Source organism: Mastigocoleus testarum BC008 (genome assembly GCF_001456025.1).
GTDB classification, from domain to species: domain Bacteria; phylum Cyanobacteriota; class Cyanobacteriia; order Cyanobacteriales; family Nostocaceae; genus Mastigocoleus; species Mastigocoleus testarum.
This window is the reverse complement of sequence record NZ_LMTZ01000084.1, coordinates 1-20,843: the sequence shown is the minus strand read 5'-3', so window position 1 is coordinate 20,843 and position 20,843 is coordinate 1. Positions and strand designations below refer to the sequence as shown.

General features: G+C 37.7%; 14 protein-coding genes and 1 pseudogene. 6 read left to right on the top strand and 9 right to left on the bottom strand.

Features of this window, described 5'->3' with window-relative positions; genetic code table 11:
* Positions 1-139: 139 nt before the first annotated feature.
* Positions 140-1,234, bottom strand: coding sequence for a 4-hydroxyphenylpyruvate dioxygenase (hppD, locus tag BC008_RS13445; RefSeq protein WP_027843230.1), 1,095 nt, complete (start codon positions 1,232-1,234; stop codon positions 140-142).
* 333 nt (positions 1,235-1,567) lie between these two features.
* Positions 1,568-2,245 carry a hypothetical protein gene (locus BC008_RS13440; RefSeq protein ID WP_036265340.1) on the bottom strand — a complete coding sequence of 226 codons (678 nt, stop codon included), beginning with the start codon at positions 2,243-2,245 and terminating at the stop codon, positions 1,568-1,570.
* A 383-nt stretch (positions 2,246-2,628) separates the two neighbouring features.
* Between BC008_RS13440 and BC008_RS13435 the strand changes: the two genes are divergently transcribed.
* The gene (locus BC008_RS13435) at positions 2,629-3,123 is read left to right on the top strand and encodes a pentapeptide repeat-containing protein (protein WP_058183584.1); all 495 of its coding nucleotides are present in this window, start codon (positions 2,629-2,631) and stop codon (positions 3,121-3,123) included.
* Between the two features lie 300 nt (positions 3,124-3,423).
* Here the strand turns inward: BC008_RS13435 and BC008_RS13430 are convergent, their stop codons facing one another.
* The 3 genes from BC008_RS13430 to BC008_RS13420 all read right to left on the bottom strand — a co-directional run bounded on the left by BC008_RS13430 (position 3,424) and on the right by BC008_RS13420 (position 9,070).
* Positions 3,424-4,959 (bottom strand): HlyD family efflux transporter periplasmic adaptor subunit, encoded by a 1,536-nt coding sequence (locus BC008_RS13430; RefSeq protein WP_027843232.1) that lies wholly within the window; start codon positions 4,957-4,959, stop codon positions 3,424-3,426.
* A gap of 127 nt (positions 4,960-5,086) precedes the next feature.
* On the bottom strand, positions 5,087-8,137 hold the full coding sequence (locus BC008_RS13425; RefSeq protein ID WP_027843233.1) for a peptidase domain-containing ABC transporter: 3,051 nt from the start codon (positions 8,135-8,137) through the stop codon (positions 5,087-5,089).
* An 84-nt stretch (positions 8,138-8,221) separates the two neighbouring features.
* A complete protein-coding gene (locus BC008_RS13420) occupies positions 8,222-9,070 on the bottom strand; it encodes a peptidylprolyl isomerase (protein ID WP_063800766.1) in 849 nt (282 codons plus the stop codon).
* A 1,049-nt stretch (positions 9,071-10,119) separates the two neighbouring features.
* Between BC008_RS13420 and BC008_RS13410 the strand changes: the two genes are divergently transcribed.
* Positions 10,120-10,485, top strand: a complete 366-nt coding sequence (locus BC008_RS13410) for a ferredoxin thioredoxin reductase catalytic beta subunit (RefSeq protein ID WP_027843235.1) — start codon at positions 10,120-10,122, stop codon at positions 10,483-10,485.
* A 2-nt stretch (positions 10,486-10,487) separates the two neighbouring features.
* Positions 10,488-10,874, top strand: a complete 387-nt coding sequence (locus BC008_RS13405) for a DUF309 domain-containing protein (RefSeq protein ID WP_407657055.1) — start codon at positions 10,488-10,490, stop codon at positions 10,872-10,874.
* Positions 10,875-11,037: 163 nt separating this feature from the next.
* On the opposite strand, the pseudogene BC008_RS52705 reads toward BC008_RS13405, so the two are convergent.
* The 3 genes and pseudogenes from BC008_RS52705 to BC008_RS13395 all read right to left on the bottom strand — a co-directional run.
* Positions 11,038-11,268 (bottom strand): annotated as a pseudogene (locus BC008_RS52705) (hypothetical protein); the annotation flags it as partial.
* A 32-nt stretch (positions 11,269-11,300) separates the two neighbouring features.
* A complete protein-coding gene (locus BC008_RS13400) occupies positions 11,301-11,882 on the bottom strand; it encodes a Uma2 family endonuclease (RefSeq protein ID WP_027843237.1) in 582 nt (193 codons plus the stop codon).
* An 84-nt stretch (positions 11,883-11,966) separates the two neighbouring features.
* Positions 11,967-12,722: an SDR family NAD(P)-dependent oxidoreductase gene (locus BC008_RS13395; protein WP_027843238.1), complete on the bottom strand. Its 756-nt coding sequence runs from the start codon at positions 12,720-12,722 to the stop codon at positions 11,967-11,969.
* A gap of 159 nt (positions 12,723-12,881) precedes the next feature.
* On the opposite strand from BC008_RS13395, the gene BC008_RS13390 reads away from it, so the two are divergent.
* A complete protein-coding gene (locus BC008_RS13390; RefSeq protein ID WP_027843239.1) occupies positions 12,882-13,355 on the top strand; it encodes an MEKHLA domain-containing protein in 474 nt (157 codons plus the stop codon).
* A gap of 51 nt (positions 13,356-13,406) precedes the next feature.
* Here BC008_RS13390 and smpB read toward each other — a convergent pair whose 3' ends face one another.
* Positions 13,407-13,892: an SsrA-binding protein SmpB gene (gene smpB / locus BC008_RS13385; protein ID WP_027843240.1), complete on the bottom strand. Its 486-nt coding sequence runs from the start codon at positions 13,890-13,892 to the stop codon at positions 13,407-13,409.
* Between the two features lie 543 nt (positions 13,893-14,435).
* Here smpB and BC008_RS13380 point away from each other — a divergent pair.
* Together BC008_RS13380 and BC008_RS13375 are read left to right on the top strand one after the other, a co-directional pair.
* The gene (locus BC008_RS13380) at positions 14,436-15,908 is read left to right on the top strand and encodes a lipase/acyltransferase domain-containing protein (protein ID WP_036265342.1); all 1,473 of its coding nucleotides are present in this window, start codon (positions 14,436-14,438) and stop codon (positions 15,906-15,908) included.
* A gap of 49 nt (positions 15,909-15,957) precedes the next feature.
* A partial coding sequence (locus tag BC008_RS13375) for a HEAT repeat domain-containing protein (protein ID WP_058183583.1) occupies positions 15,958-20,843 on the top strand: 4,886 nt, incomplete at its 3' end.

The window sequence follows — 20,843 nt, the reverse complement described above, 5'->3', positions numbered from 1 at the left end:
AAAACTGATAGGTGACTTTCAAATTACTAATATGAAACAATAAGTTTCTTATATCCAGGGGGAAATAGTTTACAATCCCCCAAAATAATCTTTGAGATAAATAGGAGAGGAATTCCTCAAAAACTCCTATCACTTGTTACTATTCTGTAACAAACCTAGCAATATTTCTAGCTCGCTTGATTTGCTCTTCTTCCATAACTTTAAATAAGGCTCGAAAATTACCTTCGCCAAAACCTTGAGCTTTGCAACGGCGTTCAATGAATTCAAAAAAGAAAGTTGGTTCTCCAAAAATAGGTTTGGTAAAGATTTGTAATAAAAGCTTATGGGAATCTTCTTGGTCCCAATCCACTAAAATTTGTTGCTGAATAATCGCTGTCAATTCTTCTGAAGAAAGGGGAAAACCAATTCGCTTTCGAATATCTGCGTAATAGTTTTGTGATATTGGTAAAAAGGAAAGACCATTAGTGTTTAATTGGGCAATGCTCTTAACTAAATTATTCGTTCGCAAAGCAATATGCTGAATTCCTGGACCTCGATTAACATCAATAAATTCTTGAATTTGTGAATTTTTTGATGCTGGTTCGTTGATAGGAAACTGTATTTCTCCATCAGAGGAAACCATTACTCTACTGTGTAGTGCAGAATGTTGAGTCTGAATATTAAAAGTCTGCTGTGGTTGAAAACCAAAGACTTCTTCGTACCAAGTTACAGCATGTTTTAAGTAGCCTGTAGGAATATTAAGTACAATATGATCTATTGCGGTGTAAGAGTAATTACTAAAATGCTTTGATGGAAATTTTGCTTTACAGTCTGAGATCAAACTTCTTCTTTCTATTAAAGTATGATTTAAATCACCCCAAGCAGAAATTTTGCTCCACTTAATATATTCATTGTCTTGATGCTTCCATCTTATAGGTGCTAAAATTTCTGCACCACCTTTTTTTGCTTTAGTAATGGCTTCTTCTACATTCTCTACATTAAAGGCTACATCTGCGACACCAGATGGATGTTTTCGAAGAAATTTTGCAACTGGACTTTTGTCAGATAAAGGTGAAGACAACACAAAACAAACAGAACCACTTCTAACCACTTCTGTGTGAGTATGAGAAATATCATTTGATTGGATTTGGGGAATTAGAGAACTGTTTACCGAATGAAAATTCAAACTGTTAACAAACCAATTGCGCCATACTCGAGCGTCATCTAAATAAAAGTGAATATAATCTACCTTCATAGTCTGCGAATTAACCAAAGTGTAGAAACTTTGCAAAAAATGTTTCTAGCCAAATGTAAATTTTGTTCAACTAATTGACTTTTGGTGGTCAATTCTAAGAAATAGATTAAATGATTTTGAGGTTTATTCATTACAAAGAAATCAAATATTAACCCCTAAAGATATTAGCAGTATATATTGATTTTTTATCAATAAAAAATATAGTGATTTTATTTGTAGTATTAAGAACATAAGTTGGGAAATGATAATTTTCTTCAAAGTGAATGGATAATGGAAAATTTTCTAACAGGAAAAGATAGTGTTATAACTTTACTAATCATAAATCTCCAACAATCATAAGTTCATTAAAAATTTCTGATTAACTAGTTTTTGGAAAGTTTCTAAGTTGTTTTGCCAGTTCTGGATTAATTGGGTAACATCTTTCAGGTGCTCTTGCTGTTGTTTCTCAATAATCTGGTATTTAAAGTTTCCTGCAAAAAATACTATTGGTAACAATTGATTTTCTGGTGAGTTCAGTCTCCCTTGATTAATTCCTAGGTTTAGAACACCACGCTCTAATTTGTATGCTAGTTGAAGTGCAGCTTTCATACGTGCAGTACCAAATTTATGCCAAGAGCCTGATTTAAGTAAATTGTGAGTAATGTATCGATGGGCTTCCTCATCTGAGACAAATTCAATATAACTGCTAGGATTAATACTGATCGTTTGAAATTCTTTTTTTGGAAATTTTTCTATATATTTTAGAGCAACTTGTGGTGCTATTACTTGTCTTGGATCTATACTATTAAGTACTTGGGCAAATAATATTTGGTTGGTTTGAGCAACAATTGCAACTCCGAATTGAAAAACTAACTGAACCATATTATTTGTATAAATTGGTTTATGTGTTAATTCCCAATTTTCTGGGATAATATCGCTATCCTTCAGAACGTCAATATTTAGAGTACTAAAGTTAATATTTTCTGCAGTTAAAACAATTGCTAGCTCCCGAATTTTCATCTTTTGATTCATTATTTCTCTTGTAATTTTTATTAAGACTGTTTTTCTGGAAATCTTTTGCAGAGATTACAGCAGTCAGATGTGCAAATTATTCTATGCTTTTTATCTCAGTATATAAATAGTAAAAAATACATTACTTAAGCTTAAAAAAAAATATGGTATTTTTTATTACATAAGCTCAGTTGTTTTCAGGGTACATAAGTATTGAAAATCATACTTGAAGTCAGTAATTTAATTAACTTACATTAACTAAGTTTAAGTTACATAAATTTTGCAATTATTTGAGTCGTTTTTCCGAAATATACAAGAATAATAATGAAGATAAAAAGATAAATCGAATAATCATTTTCTACCGGTAGTAGGTAGTAGGTTTGTAAAATCTAAGCAAGTATAAAATGGCTATGAATAAGAAACAACTACTAAGGTCTTATGCCACCGGAGAACGTAAATTCGTCGGTATAAAACTCAGCGAATTTGATTTATACGGCATAAATCTCTGTGGTGCTGATTTGAGTGACATTAAGTTAGAAGAATTCGATCTAGCTCGTGCCATTTTAAGAGGTGTTATTTTACGTAATGCAAAATTAACAGATTCTTGTCTGGATAGTGCTGATTTGACTGGGGCAGATTTCAGAGGTGCTAATTTACGCTGGTCTAGTTTTAATTGTGCAAATTTAACGGAAGCCGATCTAAGAGAAGCAACGTTTGAAAGTAACAGTTTTTATAAAGCTAGTCTAATAGGAGCAAACTTACAAGGAGTTAATTTGAGAGATGCAAACCTGCAAGAAGCCAATTTAAGTGGAGCTAATTTGGAGGGTGCAATTCTTACAAAAGTTACTTTTGATAATACGATAATGCCTGATGGTAGCATTCGTACGGAAAATGATTGAGTAGTTATCTTACTTCTCAATCCAAAATGTACTTATTGAATACAAATACTCTAAATATTCTGTCAGCAATTACCAGTTAAAAAATTTGCATTGTTTATGGAATGAAAATAATTTGTAAATCTCTGAAATTTATAAGTTTAATTATTGATGATTCGTTAATGAATGACTGACTCCGTAGCGATGCTAAATTTCCTCCCCGTTCTCAGGGGAGGTTTAATAATTTTATGAATGTAGAGAGTCTGAAATTGGAAGTTCTTCAAAAGTAACTTCAAAAAATTAGTAAGCTGGCAAAAATTACAATTATCTGACGAATTTCAAAGATTCTATTTGTTCAAAGAATTTATCTGTAAAGATGCTCAATATGCTTCTATCTCTTACTCTGATATTTGCTTGGACTTCCATACCAGATTGTAGAGGTAATGTTTTGCCATTACTCATCAACATCTGATCGTTTAAGCGAACTCTTGCTGGGAAGGTGTAATAGGGACGGGTTTCGTCTGGAGGAAGAGCGTCTTTACCAACGGATATTAGCTTACCTTTTATATCACCAAATTCACTGAAATTATAAGATGTAAATCTGACATCTACATCCATTCCTTCTTTAACAAAACCAATATCTTTATTGGTTAAGAATACTCGGGCTACAAGTGTTTGATCTGGTACAACTTTAACAACAGGTTCGCTGGGATTGGTAACAAATCCCTTGGAGGCTTTTAAGTCAAAAATTGTTCCATCATCTGGGGCGCGAACTTCTTGATACTTCAAGGTTACTTGAGCTTGACTAATTTGAGATTCAATCTCAGCAATTCGATTTTGATTGTCAACTATCACTTTATTTAACTGACTATCAATTTCGGCAATACGTTTTTCATTTTCTGCGATTTTACCTAAAATATCTTGGTAAGAACCGGAAATAGTATTTTTTAGACGTTGTTCTGATTGCGATATAGCCAACTTTAGACGTTGTCCTTCTTCCGTCAGTTCTACTACTTGAGTCTGAGTATTGTTAACTTCTTGTTGTTGTTGGCGATATTGTAATTTTGCGATTGCACCTTCTTTGAATAGGGGTTCTAAATCGCTGAGAATACCTTGGTTAATTGCCAGAATACTTTTTGCATTGCTTAAACGCGCGCGGTTTTGTGCTAGTTGACGCTTAAGTTGATCTGCTTCTAATCTAATTGCTGCGGCTCTACTTCGAAGTTCTTCTTGAGAAGAACGCAAACGCATTTCTTGTTCGGCGTTTAGGTTAGCTTGTTTTGCATTACCTGTTAATTGTGCTCTGTAGAGACGATTTTCAGCTTCTAAGGTAGTGCGACTCTTTGCTAGTTTGGTTAATTCTTGGGGGATTTTCAAATTGGAGACAGAAAAGTTAGCTCCACCCCTGAGAACGTTGTAATAAAATTGGTTCTCCCGAATTAAAGCATTACGGATTTTTCTTTGAGAAATGAGTTGTGCGGTTACAGAAGTGGGATCGAGCACCATCATCAAATCTCCCTTCTTCACCTGCTGACCGTCTTTGACAAATACTTGTTTGACGACCCCAGTTACTGGTACCTGTATTTCCTTAACAGCATCCTTCGGTTCTAATTTTCCCTGAGCAGGTATGGCTTCCTCTATTCTGGCAATAGCAGCCCAAATAACTGTAAAACTTGTGAACCCAACCAAAGACCAGAGTACTGCTCTCGATAGCATCGGAGAACGCTTAAGCATTACTGGTTGATCGAACTCGGGAGGTCTTTCCCTACCATTTTTTCCTTGAGATGCATCTTGTGCTGGTTTTTCAACCCGCTTAGAAGTCAAAGAATTTTGGAAGTTTTTACCGTTAAGTTGAGTCATGATTTTTTAGAGTCAGGAGAGAGGAGCTAAAATTCAAAATCGACAATTGATTGAATATATGGAAACACAATTAACAGAAAATAAAAATCAAAATCCAAAAGTTAGTTTTACGAACACAGCAACTCTATTAAAGTTGGGCGTCTTGTTGTTGATAAAGGCAATAATATCTTCCTCGGAGTGCCATCAATTCGCTGTGAGTACCTTGCTCTACTACCGAGCCTTTATCCATCATCAAGATGGTATCGGCACTTCGGATAGTGCTGAGACGGTGGGTAATAAAGAATACAGTACGATCAGAGAATGCTTCTGCTAGATTTAAGCAGACTTGCCGTTCTGATTCGTAGTCCAGAGCACTAGTTGCTTCATCAAGGATCAATAAACGGGGATTCTGCAAAACAGTCCGAGCTAGAGCTATTCGCTGTCGCTGTCCGCCAGATAGAGCACTACCTCGTTCTCCCACTCTTGTATTGTAACCGTTAGGTAAGCTCATGACAAAATCATGGGCAGCAGCTATTTTTGCAGCTTCAATAATTTCTTCTGGTGTAGCATCGGGATGATTAAGGGCAATATTTTCTTGTACGGAGCCTTCAAAAAGTAATGTGTCTTGGGGCACAATCCCGATTTGTTGTCTTAGAGAATAAAGTTCAACCTTATTGATGTCGTAACCGTCAATCAATATCCGTCCTGATTCTAGTGGATATAGGCGCGGTAACAGTTTCATCATCGTACTTTTACCAGAACCACTTTGACCCACAATTCCAACAAATACCCCAGGAGGAAATTCAAGGCTTACATTATCCAGTTGTAAAGGACCACTAGTTTTAAAACGGAAGGAAACGTTTTCGTATTTAACTGCTCCCTGAAGCCCTGGCATTGGGATATTACCTTTATCCTCTTCTGTCGCTTCTTGGGGACTGTCTACAATATCACTTAATCTTTCTAAAGATAGAGCTGTTTCTTGGAAGTTTTGCCATAGTTGGGTGAGGCGCAATAGTGGTGTGGTTACGTAACCAGCAATAATCCGGAAAGCAATTAATTGTCCTAAGGTTAGTTGTTGTTGGAGCACCAAGTGTGCTCCCGCCCACAAGACCAATAAACCAGAAAGTTTGTTGAGAAAACCACTAGATGAACTTGCAGCAGTGGAAGTCAAAACAGTTTTAAATCCGGCACTTACATAGCGGGCATAACGTTCTTGCCACTTCCAGCGCGATCGCAACTCAATATTTTGGGCTTTAACCGTTTGAATACCTGACAATACCTCGACTAAATGGGATTGGGCTTCGGCATTTCTTTCGGCTTTAGTTCGCAGTTGTCTTCTAACAATCGGTGAAAAAATGAACGTCAACAAAGCGAAGAAGGGCAATGTTGATAATGCCACTAATGCTAGGATCCAGCTGTAGATAAACATTACCACAATGTAGATGACAGAGAAAACGGCATCTAACACCACTGTTAATGCAGTACCGGTGAGAAATTGGCGAATTTTCTCTAACTCGTTTACCCTTGTGGAAAGTTCCCCTACAGGACGCCGTTCGAAGTAGCGTAGTGGTAGACGTAATAAATGGTCAATAATTTCTGACCCCAGCGCCATATCAATGCGGTTAGTAGTATCAACAAACAAGTAAGTACGAATACTTGTAAGCACCGCTTCAAATAAAGCAACTACTAAGAGGAAAAAGCCCAGAACTTGTAAAGTATTGGGACTATTTTGATTTAATACTTTGTCAATGATGATTTGGGTCATTAATGGATTTGCCAAACCAAACAGTTGAACAAAGAAAGAAGCTATGAAAACTTCTAATAGTACTCGCCGATATTTGATCAGAGAAGGTAAAAACCAACTCAGCCCAAAGTTTTTCTGTGGGGTATCCCTGCTAGGTTTTAGGAGTAAAACTGGAATAGCATTTACCTGTTCTTGACCTTGTTCGGTTGGAACAGATTGAGCCATTATCTGTGCCACATTCTCACTTCTTTCCTTGAGAATGCCGACTTCTGGAACTGCTAATATGATTTTCTTTGGACTAACCTCATACAACAAAGCAAAACTGCCTTGCCATTGTACAATAGCTGGTCCTTCAAGCCTACCAACAGCTTTGGGAGGAACACCGAGCAGTTGAGCTTTTAAACCTACGAGTTCGCCAACCGCTCCACAATGTTGCAATGAAAGTGCCCCAGAGCGTTGCTCTTGGCTAACCAAGACCTTGCGTACTACTTCTCTTCGGAAAGGTATGTCCAAATACTTGCTCAACATTCCGAAACAAGCAAGAACAGCATCTACTCCACCCCGACCGCGAATGTAAGGATATTGCTTATTGCCAAAATTTCCAGAGTCAAAAGCATCTTCTGATTCTGGAATATCTTCAGGAGCGTAAGGGATTTCAATACTTGTGGGAGGTAGTTCATCATTGGATGGAGCTTTTAACCCAACTTGTCCCTCCACCGGAATTTTTTCTGTGTCCCGAACGAAAATGTTAGTCGGAAATCCCAGCAAACGTGGTTGACTTCCTGTTGGTAATTGTGACCGATTGTCTTCACGACCATAAAAACGAGTTCCGACCAATTCTTTGGGAACTGCACCACCGCCGACTAACCACACTCGTTCGGGACTCATGATCCGACTATCAATGGCAGTGAAATCATGAACTACTTCAATATTTTCAGATGCTTGAAGTGCTAAATCCTTTAAATTATTCGCTCCTGAAGAACGCATAATTAAATGATCATCAGCTTGTTGTTGTAGTTGAGCACCCAAAACCTCAAAAATTTCTATTAATGATGCTTGTTCGTGAAAATGTGATGCAAAAGCTTGCTCATTTCGTAGAATTGTTAAAAAATTGACTGCCGGGATTGTTACACAAATCACTTCGCTCGAAGCAATTGCAGTTTCACAAGCAATATTACGTATTAACCCCACCCAACCAAGAATTTCTCCCGGTACGAGTAGCTTTAAAGTTACTGGATTATTAGTTTTGGGGTCATATCCTAACAAACGCGCTTTACCCTCAAACAAAACATGAATCTGGGCAGGCATTTTTTCTCGGGTCAGAATCGCCTGACCAATACGGTAACGAAATAACTGCGTTTGTTGCGTTATATTTTTTAGCTCTGCAGGCGACAGTTGGTCAAAAGGCGCAATGGTCGCTAGAAATTCCTCAATATTGATTGCTGTATAGCTCATTTAGTTACCGCTACTATTTTCTCTGCCAACATATTTTCTGCCAACATCAGTAAATAAAAATTGGGAAACCGGCATATTATAGTCCTATTTCCGGACCGCTGTCTCTTGCTCTCCCCCTGTCCCTTTTTGCTTTAATTCGTTAGTATTTGGTGATAATTGTTCTTGGATTACCGATGAACCCTCAGTTCTGACCCATTGGTCGAATAGTTCACTCAGTAATCTTTGCCGCATTACTTCATCTAACTGGGCTGGCAAATATTTTTCTAATCTAACAACCACTACCCAATCACCCAAACGGGTGGGTGCTAAAAGCTCTCCTGGCTTGCTCCTTAGGAGCATTTTTGCAAGAGCCGGATGGGGTACCCCCAAGTCAACCGGACCGAGTAAACCTCCTGTTTCTGCTTCTGGTCCTTCGGAATATTCTCGAGCAATTTCACTAAAAGATTGTTCCCCCTCCTGCACGCGAAAATAAAGTTCTTGGGCGAGATAGGGGTCTTTAACTCGAATTAGAGAATATACGACCCGGTCCAGTTTTTGTTTACGTCCCAGGAAATAAGATTCTAATTTATTTCCCCAAGTCTGTTCTTGAAATTTTGCCAGTTTTAGGCCCCTAGTCGCAATGTACTCCAATTGTTCGCGCGATATTCCCCGCGCCTTAAGCCATGCTTGTAGGTCTTCCTCTGAGTTTAGTTGATGTTGCTGATAGAATTTTTTATATGCTCCTAAAGCTTCATCTTCTGCAATCGCAATCTCCGCGATCGCACAGTCTATCATTATTTCTCGTACAAACTGTGGTAAGATTCCATACTGATTAAGCAACAGTAAAATCTCATTTTTATTAACATTTTTTAAGCGTTCAGAAGCACGCAAAGTAGCCTTTTCGATATTGGGACTTTGCTGTGATTTATCACCTGCTTGCATAACTGCGGTCATATAATTTTTCGTTTTTTAGGAAGACTGTTACAGATGTAACAATGGATTGATTATTTGACAACAAGATATTGCTTAAAACTTAAAACCCCATTGCGAATGAGTCAATAGCAAAAAAACACATTATACTTGGAAGTATTTTGCCATCAAATTTGTCTGTGTTGTAAATTTTTCTGAAAATTAGCAAAATAGCAAATATGTTTTCAGCTATGATGCATGTCCATAAATTTTCCGCAAATATATAAATTTTAGCAAACATATTTTTACATACATGCGTTTTGGTAGTCATACAAACAAGCTTTTAACTTTATTTTTTGCTAATACAATTAAATGACAAATTAAATGACATTTGATATTGATAAATATTATTCCTACAGGCAATAAAAATACTTCAAGTAGATATATTTCTCAATTGACGACGATGGATTTTTTTCTGATAATTATTTACTCAGATAACTTGTAGGATGAGAAATCCTCAAATTGTAAGATGAGATAAAAAATTAATTAAGCATAAATCATACGTGGGCATATGTATGTAATATCGAGTAATTCAAGGGAGAATAATATTAATGAGATTACTCGTACAAGATTATATCTAATCGTCGAATCGGTATACCATCAAATCACCTATCTTACTCGTAAATATAAAGGTTACAAAATATATCTTAGTTATAACTAATAGTTAAAGATAACTTTCACCGCTATGGATAATTGTTCTATCCTTCAAGACTACGAAAGCTATAATTCGTAAAATATATCTAATACGAAAAAAATATTTTTAGAAAAGTATAAATATTTCCCCTGTCCGTTGAGTTTGTATATATTAAGTTAAATAAACTATAGGGGTATTGAATTATAACGATCCGGGTTAGTCATTAAACTATAGGACTGTGAGATTACAATCTTCAAAAAAAGTAAAAAATAATACATAAGGTTTTAAATGAAGCAGTATCGGAATTAGAAATGGATAAACGGGGAAATATCCCTAGTAATACCCCACCAAGGCTGCGGTACAATGCAAAGAAATATTTAGATTTATGAGTGCCGATTAAATAATGACATCAGAAGTTAACGCTAAGTCAACAGATAAAAATTTAGAGGCAATGCGGCATTTTTCCGAGCAGTATGCCAAGCGAACTGGAACCTACTTCTGTGCCGAACCTTCTGTAACAGCAGTCGTAATTGAAGGACTTGCCAAACATAAAGACGATTTGGGTGCGCCTTTATGTCCTTGTCGTCACTACGAAGATAAAGAAGCTGAAGTAAGTGCTACGTTTTGGAATTGTCCTTGTGTCCCCATGCGCGAACGTAAGGAATGTCACTGTATGTTGTTTTTAACCCCAGATAACGAATTTGCTGGCGAACAACAAGACATTTCCCTCGAGACGATCAAAGAAGTTCGGGATACTATGGGTTAATAATGGAAGTTATACCTAAGCAGTTTTGGGAAGGCGTAGAACAGTTCAATTCTGGACAGTTCTATGCTTGTCACGATACATTAGAAGCCTTGTGGATGGAGGCTAGTGAGCCTGATAAGACTTTTTATCAAGGTGTCTTACAAATTGCTGTTGGACTATATCATTTTGGCAATCAAAACTGGCGGGGTGCGGCGATTTTATTGGGAGAAGGTAATAATCGTCTGCGACGTTATCCAGAGGTTTACAGTGGGATAGATGTGGATGAGTTGCTCGATAAAAGTCTCACCGTTTTAAAAACTATTCAAATGGCAAAACCTGAAGAACTTGCTTTGCTTAAGCTGGGTGAAGATGAAAATTTACCTTTGCCTAAAATTGTGCGTTCTGCTTGATGCTTGCGATCTGCTTGTAATTAAGCTGAACTATCGCCTTCGCGGAGTAAGGCGATCGCACTATATATAAATAAATTGAACTTATTTCTCACTAAAATTTTTCGTTATTTTTTCAAACACTAATATTTAGATATTTTAATTAGATAGTTAATTTGTCAATTCATTAGTTGGGGTGTGCTGCACTTTCAGTCGCACCCAGCACCTTTAATGTTTTCAGCGTCGCTTCGGTTAAACCAGAAACACCTTCGACAGTCATTTCTTGGTAAAGTTTAGGAATTATTAAGGTTTTAAGGCACTCAAAAGTAAAAACATCCCAGCATTTGATGGTTTCATCTTCACTACAACTAAATAAGAGGTTGAGTTCGGGACTATAACAAATTGACCAAATGCGATCGGTGCAGTCGTGCGGCTGATCGTTATGACCGGTTAATTCTTCTCTTGCGGATCAAACCTTACCTGTCGATATAACTTCTCCACAGAGATTGAAAATCCTATACTTTCCAAATTTAAAGTATCTTTAGCCCCATAGGTATACAAAACCCATAAACCTTCATCATTACGGCGAAAACATTCCACACCAATTTCATCAGACTGAATTAAAACATATTCTCGCAAACTATTTAATTGTCGATAACGGGTAAATTTCTTACCCCGATCAAAAGCTTCGGTTGATGGGGAAAGGACTTCGACAATCAAACAAGGATGTTCAATTAAATCTATTAATTCTCGATCTTTCGGGTCGCAAGTTACCACCACATCAGGATAATGATAAGGTCCCGATGGTGACAATTGTACCTTCACATCGGCGATGAAAATATCACAGCCTTTTTCTGCAAGAAAAGCATCTAGTGCTGTGTACAGGTTACCTGCTATGCGGTTATGGGGTTTTGTTCCCCCCGTCATCGCGAATACTTCCCCGTCGATGTATTCGTAGCGTAGTTCCTGGGTTTTTTCCCATTCCAGAAACTCTTGGGGAGTCATATATTGAAATTGGGAACTGGCAATCATAATATTAGTTTTTATCGTTCGTGCAAAGGATGTACAACTAATTAAATACTGTTATTTAATTCTATCCCTCACCGCTTCTATCCTTTATCGTAAATAACTCGCCCCATTCACATCCACAATACCCCCACTCAGAAATTCTGCTTCCTCAGAAGCCAAAAACAAAATAGTATTTGCAACTTCTTCGGGATGCGCAACCCGATTAAACGGACTTTGTTGACAAATCGCTTCACCTTGAGGACTTTCCAACAGCGATCGCGTCATATCTGTTTCGACAAAACCTGGTGCAACAGCAGTTACAGCAATATTGTAAGGGGCTAAATGTTGTGCTAAAGATTGACTGAAACAGTTGAGTGCTGCTTTACTCGCACCGTAAGCTGTAGCTGTTGGTTCGCCGCGAAATGCACCCCGTGAAGTAATATTAATAATCCTTCCGCGATTATTGTCCATCATATGACGAGCAATACAATAACTGACGTTGACCGCACCAATTAAATTGATATTAACTGTTTCTTGCCAAATATTTTGCCAGTCTTGATAATCAGTTGTATCGAGGGGATGTTCTTTATATATGCCTGCATTATTGACTAAAATATCAATCTGTCCCAATTGTGCGATCGCTAACGATACCATTTCCTCTACAGCTTTAGCGTCAGCAATATCTGCACCTACTGTAATATGTCCCGTACCCGCAAGTGAATTTCGTAGTTGTTCGGCTTTTATTTGTTGCTGATGATAGTGAATTGCAACTTTAGCACCACTTCGAGCAAAAGCAACAGCAGTAGCTTTACCAATACCGCCAGATGCACCTGTGATTAAAACTGTTTTGTTTTGGAAGTTCATTGTGGTTTGGTAATTGGTAATTGGTAATGGTTAATAGGTAATGGTTAATGGGTAATGGGTAATTGGTCAGAAATTTTCTCGAATGGGAATAAAGGGATTGGGTTTTGACAGAAATGGATTTTAGCGGAAAATAGATTTTATAGTGCACTTTGCTTGAACATGAGTAATAACAAACAATTACTTTGGGAACAAGATGCAATCATTCGTCACATTCAACTTGTATTGCAAAGTTACAAGCATTGGACGGGAAACGATCTGGTAAATATGAGTGATTCGCCCGAAGAAATAGCACAACAAATCTTTGAAGCACCATTTGCTTTAGTTTCTCATGGTACTGAAGCAGATCCAATTTTTAATTACGGTAATCGCAAAGCTTTAACAACATGGGAGCTTTCCTGGGAAGAGTTTACCAAAATGCCTTCTCGTCAAAGTGCAGAAGAAGTCGTTCAGGAAGAACGTGACAGATTATTACAAGAAACTGAAGCTAAAGGTTTTAGTAATTTTTCTGGAGTTCGTATTAGTAGCACTGGTAAGCGCTTTCATATCAAAAACGGTATTATCTGGAATCTAGTTGACGAACAAAATCAGTATTGTGGTCAAGCTGCGATCTATTCTAATACCGTTTGGCTTTGAATTGGTAATTAGTAATTGGAATTGGTAGTTGGTCAAACATCAAATTCCAATTTAATAATTTTTCATTGCTCTTTGCATATCACGTTGATCTTGGCGACGTTTGATGTCTTCACGTTTGTCATGTAGTTTCTTACCTTGAGCTAGACCAAGGCTTACTTTAATCCAACCGCCTTTGAAGTACATTTTTAATGGTACTAAGGTCAAACCTTTTTGCTCGATTTTACCGATTAATTTCCGAATTTCCTCACGGTGTAAAAGCAATTTGCGGGTGCGACGGGGTTCATGATTAAAGTATTTCCCGGTGGAATTATAAGGGGAAATATGTACGTTAAGCAGCCATACCTCACCATCGCGAATCAAAGCAAACCCATCTTGAAGATTAATTCTACCTGCACGAATCGACTTAACCTCGGTTCCATATAACTGAATTCCAGCTTCGTAAGTTTCGAAGATATGGTACAAATAACGTGCTTGCCGGTTATCAGCAATAACTTTAAAACCTTGACTCTTACTTTTACTATTACTCTTATCTTTCATTGAAAATTGTGTTTGTCTCCAATATGCTTTAAACCATAAATAGTCAAGACTTACGCATCGATAACGTAATTACAGTCATTGCGACGATAGGTTAGCGGATCCGTAAGGTAGCGCAGCTAGAGCCTACGGCGTCGGCGGAGCCTTAGCGTTCCCGTAAGGAAATAGCAATCTCAAACCACTCAAAATTGGTTCATAGTGCGTAAGTCCTAATAGTATAGAAATTTACCTCTTAACTCCTGTCGAAGGAGGGTTTAGGATAAAAATCTTTAAACCTCCATTATCTCTGACTAGAAGGTGTAAGTCCTAATAAAACTAATATATTTTAACCTTGGAGACACAAAGGGAACGAGGAATATTTGTAATGTAGTGATTTTGTTCCTTAAATTTTATGCATATCATCATTACTTGCTAACCAAAACTCATTAATTTTCTCATAAATTTTCGAAAATGATCGCCAGCATATCGTAGTTTGTGTATGTGTTTCAAAATTGTGCTTCAAAATATTTACAGAACATTTAACTAGCGAATCGGGAATGTAGGTAGATGGCGAAAACCCAGATGAAGGATATGATAGTGCTGGTACCTGGAACCATGGGCAGCATATTACAAAAAGATGGTCAAGACATCTGGAATGTATCACTTCAAGCAGTCTTGAGAGCAGTTAAGGGGTTAGCAGAACAAGGTTCGTTTTTCGAGCAAATAGCTATAGAAGAAGATGACCCTGAGAGAGATTACTTAGACGATGGTATCAAAGCAACAGGGTTAATTCAGGATGTACGTTTAGCTCCTGGATTTATGAAGATAATTGATGGTTACTCCTTTCTTCATCAAAAACTCACCGAAGATTTTAATGTAACTTGTGGTAAGAACTATTTTGAGTTTGCCTATGACTGGCGACGGGATAATCGGGTTTCTGCAAGGTTGTTAAAGAAGCTGATTGACGATAAGTTACCAAAGTGGCAAGAGATAAGTCCATCTAAAAAACATGCAAAGGTGATTTTGATCGCCCATAGTATGGGGGGTTTAGTTTGTCGTTATTATTTGGAACATTTAGGCGGTGGAGAATACTGCAAAGCTTTGTTTTCTTTGGGGACTTCCTATCGTGGTTCTGTGAAAATGTTGGATTTTTTGGCTAATGATTATCGAAAAATACCAATACCAGGATTGAAAGATGTATTGGCTACTTTTACTTCTACGTATCAATTGTTGCCAATGTATCCGGTGGTGAAGGTCAATGAAAAATGGCAACGTGTAGGCGAAACTAATGGTATTCCTGGCGTGGAAAGAGGGCGAGCAAAGGAAGCTCGGGGGTTTCTGGAAAAAGTTAATTCTAAATCGCCTAATAATTACTCGTATGAATTCAAACCAATAATCGGTGTAGGACAAAAAAGCACGCTTCAATCTACAGAGCTACGCAATGGTAGATTAAAAGTAAGTAATAACCCGCCACTAAATCCAAGAACTCAAGAACCCCTTGATGCCGATCGCGTAACTGGTGATGACACTGTACCTGTTGTGTCTGCAATTCCAATTGATTTGAGTGACAAGCTCCAAGGTTTATATTGTGGTGAGTCTCATTGTGCGTTGCAAAGCAACACTCAGGTATGGAACTTGCTGAAATATTTCTTAAGTCAGCTGCAAGGTACTCTAAGAGACTTTCAAAACCCTCAAATTACCCAGACTATAATAAAACAACCAGCAATTAGTCTTACTGTTGATGACTTGTACCTCCGTGATGAAGAAGTCACATTGGGTGCGGAAATTGTGAATGTTGATTCTGATACTTTGAAAAGAAAAGGAAACTTTGGTGGGTTAAGCGCGATTATAACTCCTGCATCAGATAACGGAACGAACCTGAAGCTAGAAGAAAATTTTGAACTGCAAGGGAATAGTTCCTATAAACTATCTTTACGAAAAAAGCTTACACCTGGGTTGTACCATTTGGAGGTAGAAACAAATAAAGCAGACGAATCAGCACCAGAAGCCGTGCATAATTTATTTCAAGTGATGAAATAAGACAAATTTTACTTTTATTCTTATTGTTAAAAAATATGATGTAAGGGCAATGGAAGAATGGTTATGGAATAAAAATGATGACAAAAATCGCATAGATTTAGCTAACTATGTCATCTTTGCTAAATATTCAGAAGCTATTGATACATTTATTACTAAAGCTATTAAGGAAAATTATTTACCCGCTAGTAGCAACGATTATCATACAAGTAATGATAAACGCCGCGAGTTAGTAAGAAAAATTTATGATGCTTTGTGTCAGCACGAAATAGAGTATGAATTAAACGAAGATAACTTATTCTCTAGCGAACAACAAATCATCAGAAAACCAGAAGAAATTCTTGATACAAAACGTAAAGGAACTTGCCTTGATTTAGCTATCCTTTTTTGTGCGATTTGCTGGTATTATGATTTGCTGCCTATTTTGATTTTGCTTGAGGGTCATGCTTTAGCAGCAGTATCTCTCACTCATCGGCGACGTTTCTGGGAGAATGAAAAACGTCAAGGTGAAGAAATATTTTCCAATGAAGATGGAAGTCTTACGGATGCGAATAAACTTTGGCGCATAATTAAGCGAGAAGAATACTTGGCTGTTGAATGTACGGGTTTCGCTAAGAGTGAAGCTCTTGAAGAGAAAGGCTTTCCACGAGAGAATGGTTTTTGGTCTTTTGAACAAGCAACTGAATTGGGTTGTAACCAACTAAAAACTAACCAACAAGAACATAATAATACACAGTCGAAAAACTTAGTATTTGCTCTCAATATTCAGATAGCTTACTATCTTTGGTGGGCTAAATCATGCCGCAAACGTCTGGAAGCAGAAGCTCCAAAAACTTTAACAAATAATGGGAAAAATCTTCTTCAGAATATTTACGTTCCTTTAGGACTGGTAGAACGTAAGCCTGATGCAAAGCGAAGACCTGAGAAAGATGCAGCGAATCCAGAAACGGGAGACTTAAATAAGCCCGATCAAGAATATGAAGTTGTTAAAGAGTTTCAAAATGATGAGTTTCTTGATGAAGTTTTGAAGCAGCGAACCAGCAAAAAAAGCCAAGGAAAACGACTCGTAATTATTGGCGATCCTGGTGGAGGAAAAACTACGCTTTTACGAAAGATAGCTGATTGGGTATTAGAAGAGCAACAAGGTTTACCAATTTGGATTTCTTTAGCTAAATTTAACGAAAATTTAGTAGAAGAAAAAGACGTTAGCGATTCCGGATGGTTGTACAGATATTTGTCAGAACAATGGTTAAAAAATTTATCTCAAGAAGGTAAAAAAACACCAGAGAAATGGCAAGATAAATTTGAAGAGCTTCTAAAAAACGGCCAGTTCTGGCTGATACTAGATGGTGCTGACGAAATGGCGGTCAGTTATCCTTTGAAAAAAATCCAACAACAACTAGCGAAAGGGTGGACAAATTCAATTAGGGTAGTACTTAGTTGTCGTTTAAATCTGTGGGAACAACAAAAAGATATTCTCAATGAAAAATTTGATATTTATCGTACTTTAGATTTTAATTACCCCGAGCAAGTACATCAATTTATTGATAATTGGTTTGGAGAAGGAGATGAGAAAGCAAGGGGATTACAGGAGCAACTAGAAGAAAATAATCGAAAACGTCTGCAAAATTTAGTCAAAAATCCTTTACGGTTAGCGTTATTGTGTCGCATTTGGAATCAAAGCGAAGGAAAATCATTACCAAAAACAAAAGCTGATTTCTACGACTCGTTGGTAAATATTAAGGAATTTAGTTTCAATGAATGGAATAAAAGTAAACAAAATGACAAAATATTGCAAAATTTACCATCTACTGACAAATTTAAACAAGCTTTGGGAAAGTTAGCTAGAAAAGCAATAGACAGTGAAGATTATCGATTCCTTTTACGAGAGAGCTTTATTAAGCAACGCTTAGGCGATCCAGATGATGAACCTAATCATAATAGTAAAGGTTCACTATTTTGGTGGGCGTTAAAGTTCGGATGGCTAGTGAATGTAGGTTACCCTACAGAAGGAGAAGAAAACGCGCATAAATCAGTCTACGCATTTTTTCATCCCACATTTCAGGAATATTTTGCAGCTACAGCAGTTCAAGATTATGACTTTTTCTTACCCCGCGAGCATAAAGATAAACCTGTAGAAGATAAGCAATACCGGATTTTTCAACCGCAGTGGAAAGAAGTAATTTTGCTATGGTTAGGACGTAGTGATGTTGACGATAAAGAAAAAGAATATCTTATCAACAAATTAATAAATTTTAAAGACGAATGCGGGGAATTTTATACTTATCGAGCCTATTTATTAGCTGCGGCTGGAATCGCTGAGTTTACAAGTTATCCCCGAAAAGATGATATATCCAAGCAAATTTTGAAGTCATTGTTATTGAATTTCGAGCAGGATGCTGCGAATTTAGCCCTAGCAGCACTGGAAGAAACAGAACGAGAAACAGGCATCAATGGCTTATTACAACTACTGTCGGACAAAAATCTGGATGACTACACTCGTAGACAAGCCGCACTAATATTGGAGAAAATTGGCACTGACAATCCACAAGCCATCAATGGCTTAGTACAACTACTGTCGGACCAAAATCTGGATTACCGGGATCGTAAGGAATTAGTAGAAAGCTTGATGAAAATTGACCCTGATAATCCACAAGCCATCAATGGCTTAGTACAACTACTGTCGGACAAAAATCTGCGTTACTGGGAGCGTGAGGAATTAGTAAAAAGCTTGATGAAAATTGACCTCAATTGCTTAGTTCAAATACTGTTGGACCAAAATCTGGATTACTACACCCGTTGGCAAACTGTAGAAAGCTTGGGGAAAATTGACACTGACAATTCACAAGCCATCAATGCCTTAATCCAACTACTTTTAGACAAAAATCTGGATTACGACAACCGTTTGCAAGCCGCATCAATATTGGGGAAAATAATTGGCACCGGCAATCCACAAGCCATCAATGCCTTAACCCAACTACTTTTAGACAAAAATCTGGATTACTTGGGTTACTGCATCCGTTTTGAAATTATATCAATACAATGGAGGAAATTTGACCTTGGCAATCCACAAATCACCAATGGCTTAATCCAAGTAATGTCAGATCAAAATCTGCATCACCACATCCGTTGGCAACTCGCATCAATATTGGAGAAAATTGGCACTGGCAATCCACAAGTCATCAATGGCTTAGTCCAACTACTTCCGGACAAAAATTTAGATAACCACACCCGTAGGCAAGCCGTATCAATATTGGAGAAAATTGACCCTGACAATCCACAATTCATCAATACCTTAATCCAACTACTTTCGGACAAAAATTTAGATAACTACACCCGTAGGCAAGCCGAATCAATATTGGAGAAAATTGACCCTGATAATCCACAATTCATCAATGCCTTAATCCAACTACTGTCGAACAAAAATCTGGATTACTACATCCGTAGACAAGCCGCATCAATATTAGGGAAAATTGGCACTGGCAATCCACAAGCCATCAATGCCTTAGTCCAACTACTGTCAGACAAAAATCTAGATGGTAGTGATAAACAAGTAGTGATTTTCGCCATATCTCTCCTTATACAGAGCGGGTTACACCGACTCGCATCACTACTTCTACAGGACTACCATCTAGATAACGACACCCGTAGGCAAGCTGCAGAAAGCTTGGGGAAAATTGACCCTGACAATCCACAAGCCATCAATGCCTTAATCCAACTACTGTCAAACAAAAATCTAGATAACGACACCCGTAGGCAAACTGCAGAAAGTTTGAGGAAAATTGACCCTGGCAATCTACAAGCCATCAATGCCTTAATCCAACTACTGTCGGACCAAAATCTGGATTACTATACCCGTTGGCAAGCTGTAGAAAGCTTGGGGAAAATTGACACTGACAATCCACAAGCCATCAATGCCTTCGTCCAACCACTGTCAAACAAAAATCTGGATTACTATATCCGTTGGCAAGCTATAGAAAGCTTGAGGAAAATTGACCCTGGCAATCCACAAGCCATCAATGCCTTAGTCCAACTATTGTCAAACAAAAATCTGGATTACTATATCCGTAGAGAAGCCGCACGAAGCTTGAGGAAAATTGACCCTGGCAATCTACAAGCCATCAATGGCTTAATCCAACTACTGTCGGACAAAAATCTAGATAACTACACCCGTTGCCAAGCAGCAGAAAGCTTGAGGAAAATTGACCCTAGCAATCTACGAGCCATCAATGCCTTAATCCAACTACTGTCGGACAAACATCTGGATTACTACACTCGTAGGGAAGCAGCACTAATATTGGGGAAAATTGACCCTGACAATCCACAAGCCATCAATGCCTTAATCCAACTACTGTCGGACAAAAATCTAGATAACTACACCCGTTGGCGAGCCGTATCAATATTGAGGAAAATTGACCCTGACAATCCACAAGTCATCAATGGCTTAATCCAACTACTGTCGGACAAAAATCTAGGTAACTACACCCGTAGGGAAGCAGCACTAATATTGAGGAAAATTGACCCTAGCAATCTACAAGCCATCAATGCCTTAGTACAACTACTGTCGGACAAAAATCTGGATTACTACACTCGTAGGGAAGCAGCACTAATATTGGGGAAAATTGGCACTGGCAACCTACAAGTCATCAATGGCTTAATCCAACTACTGTCGGACAAAAATCTGGATCACTACACTTGTAGACAAGCCGCACTAATATTGGAGAAAATTGGCACTGGCAATCTACAAGCCATCAATGGCTTAATCCAACTACTGTCGGACAAAAATCTGAATTACTACTCAATATTGAGGAAAATTGACCCTGACAATCCACAAGTCATCAATTCCTTAGTCAAACTACTGTCGGACAAAAATCTAGATAACTACACCCGTTGGCGAGCCGTATCAATATTGAGGAAAATTGACCCTGACAATCCACA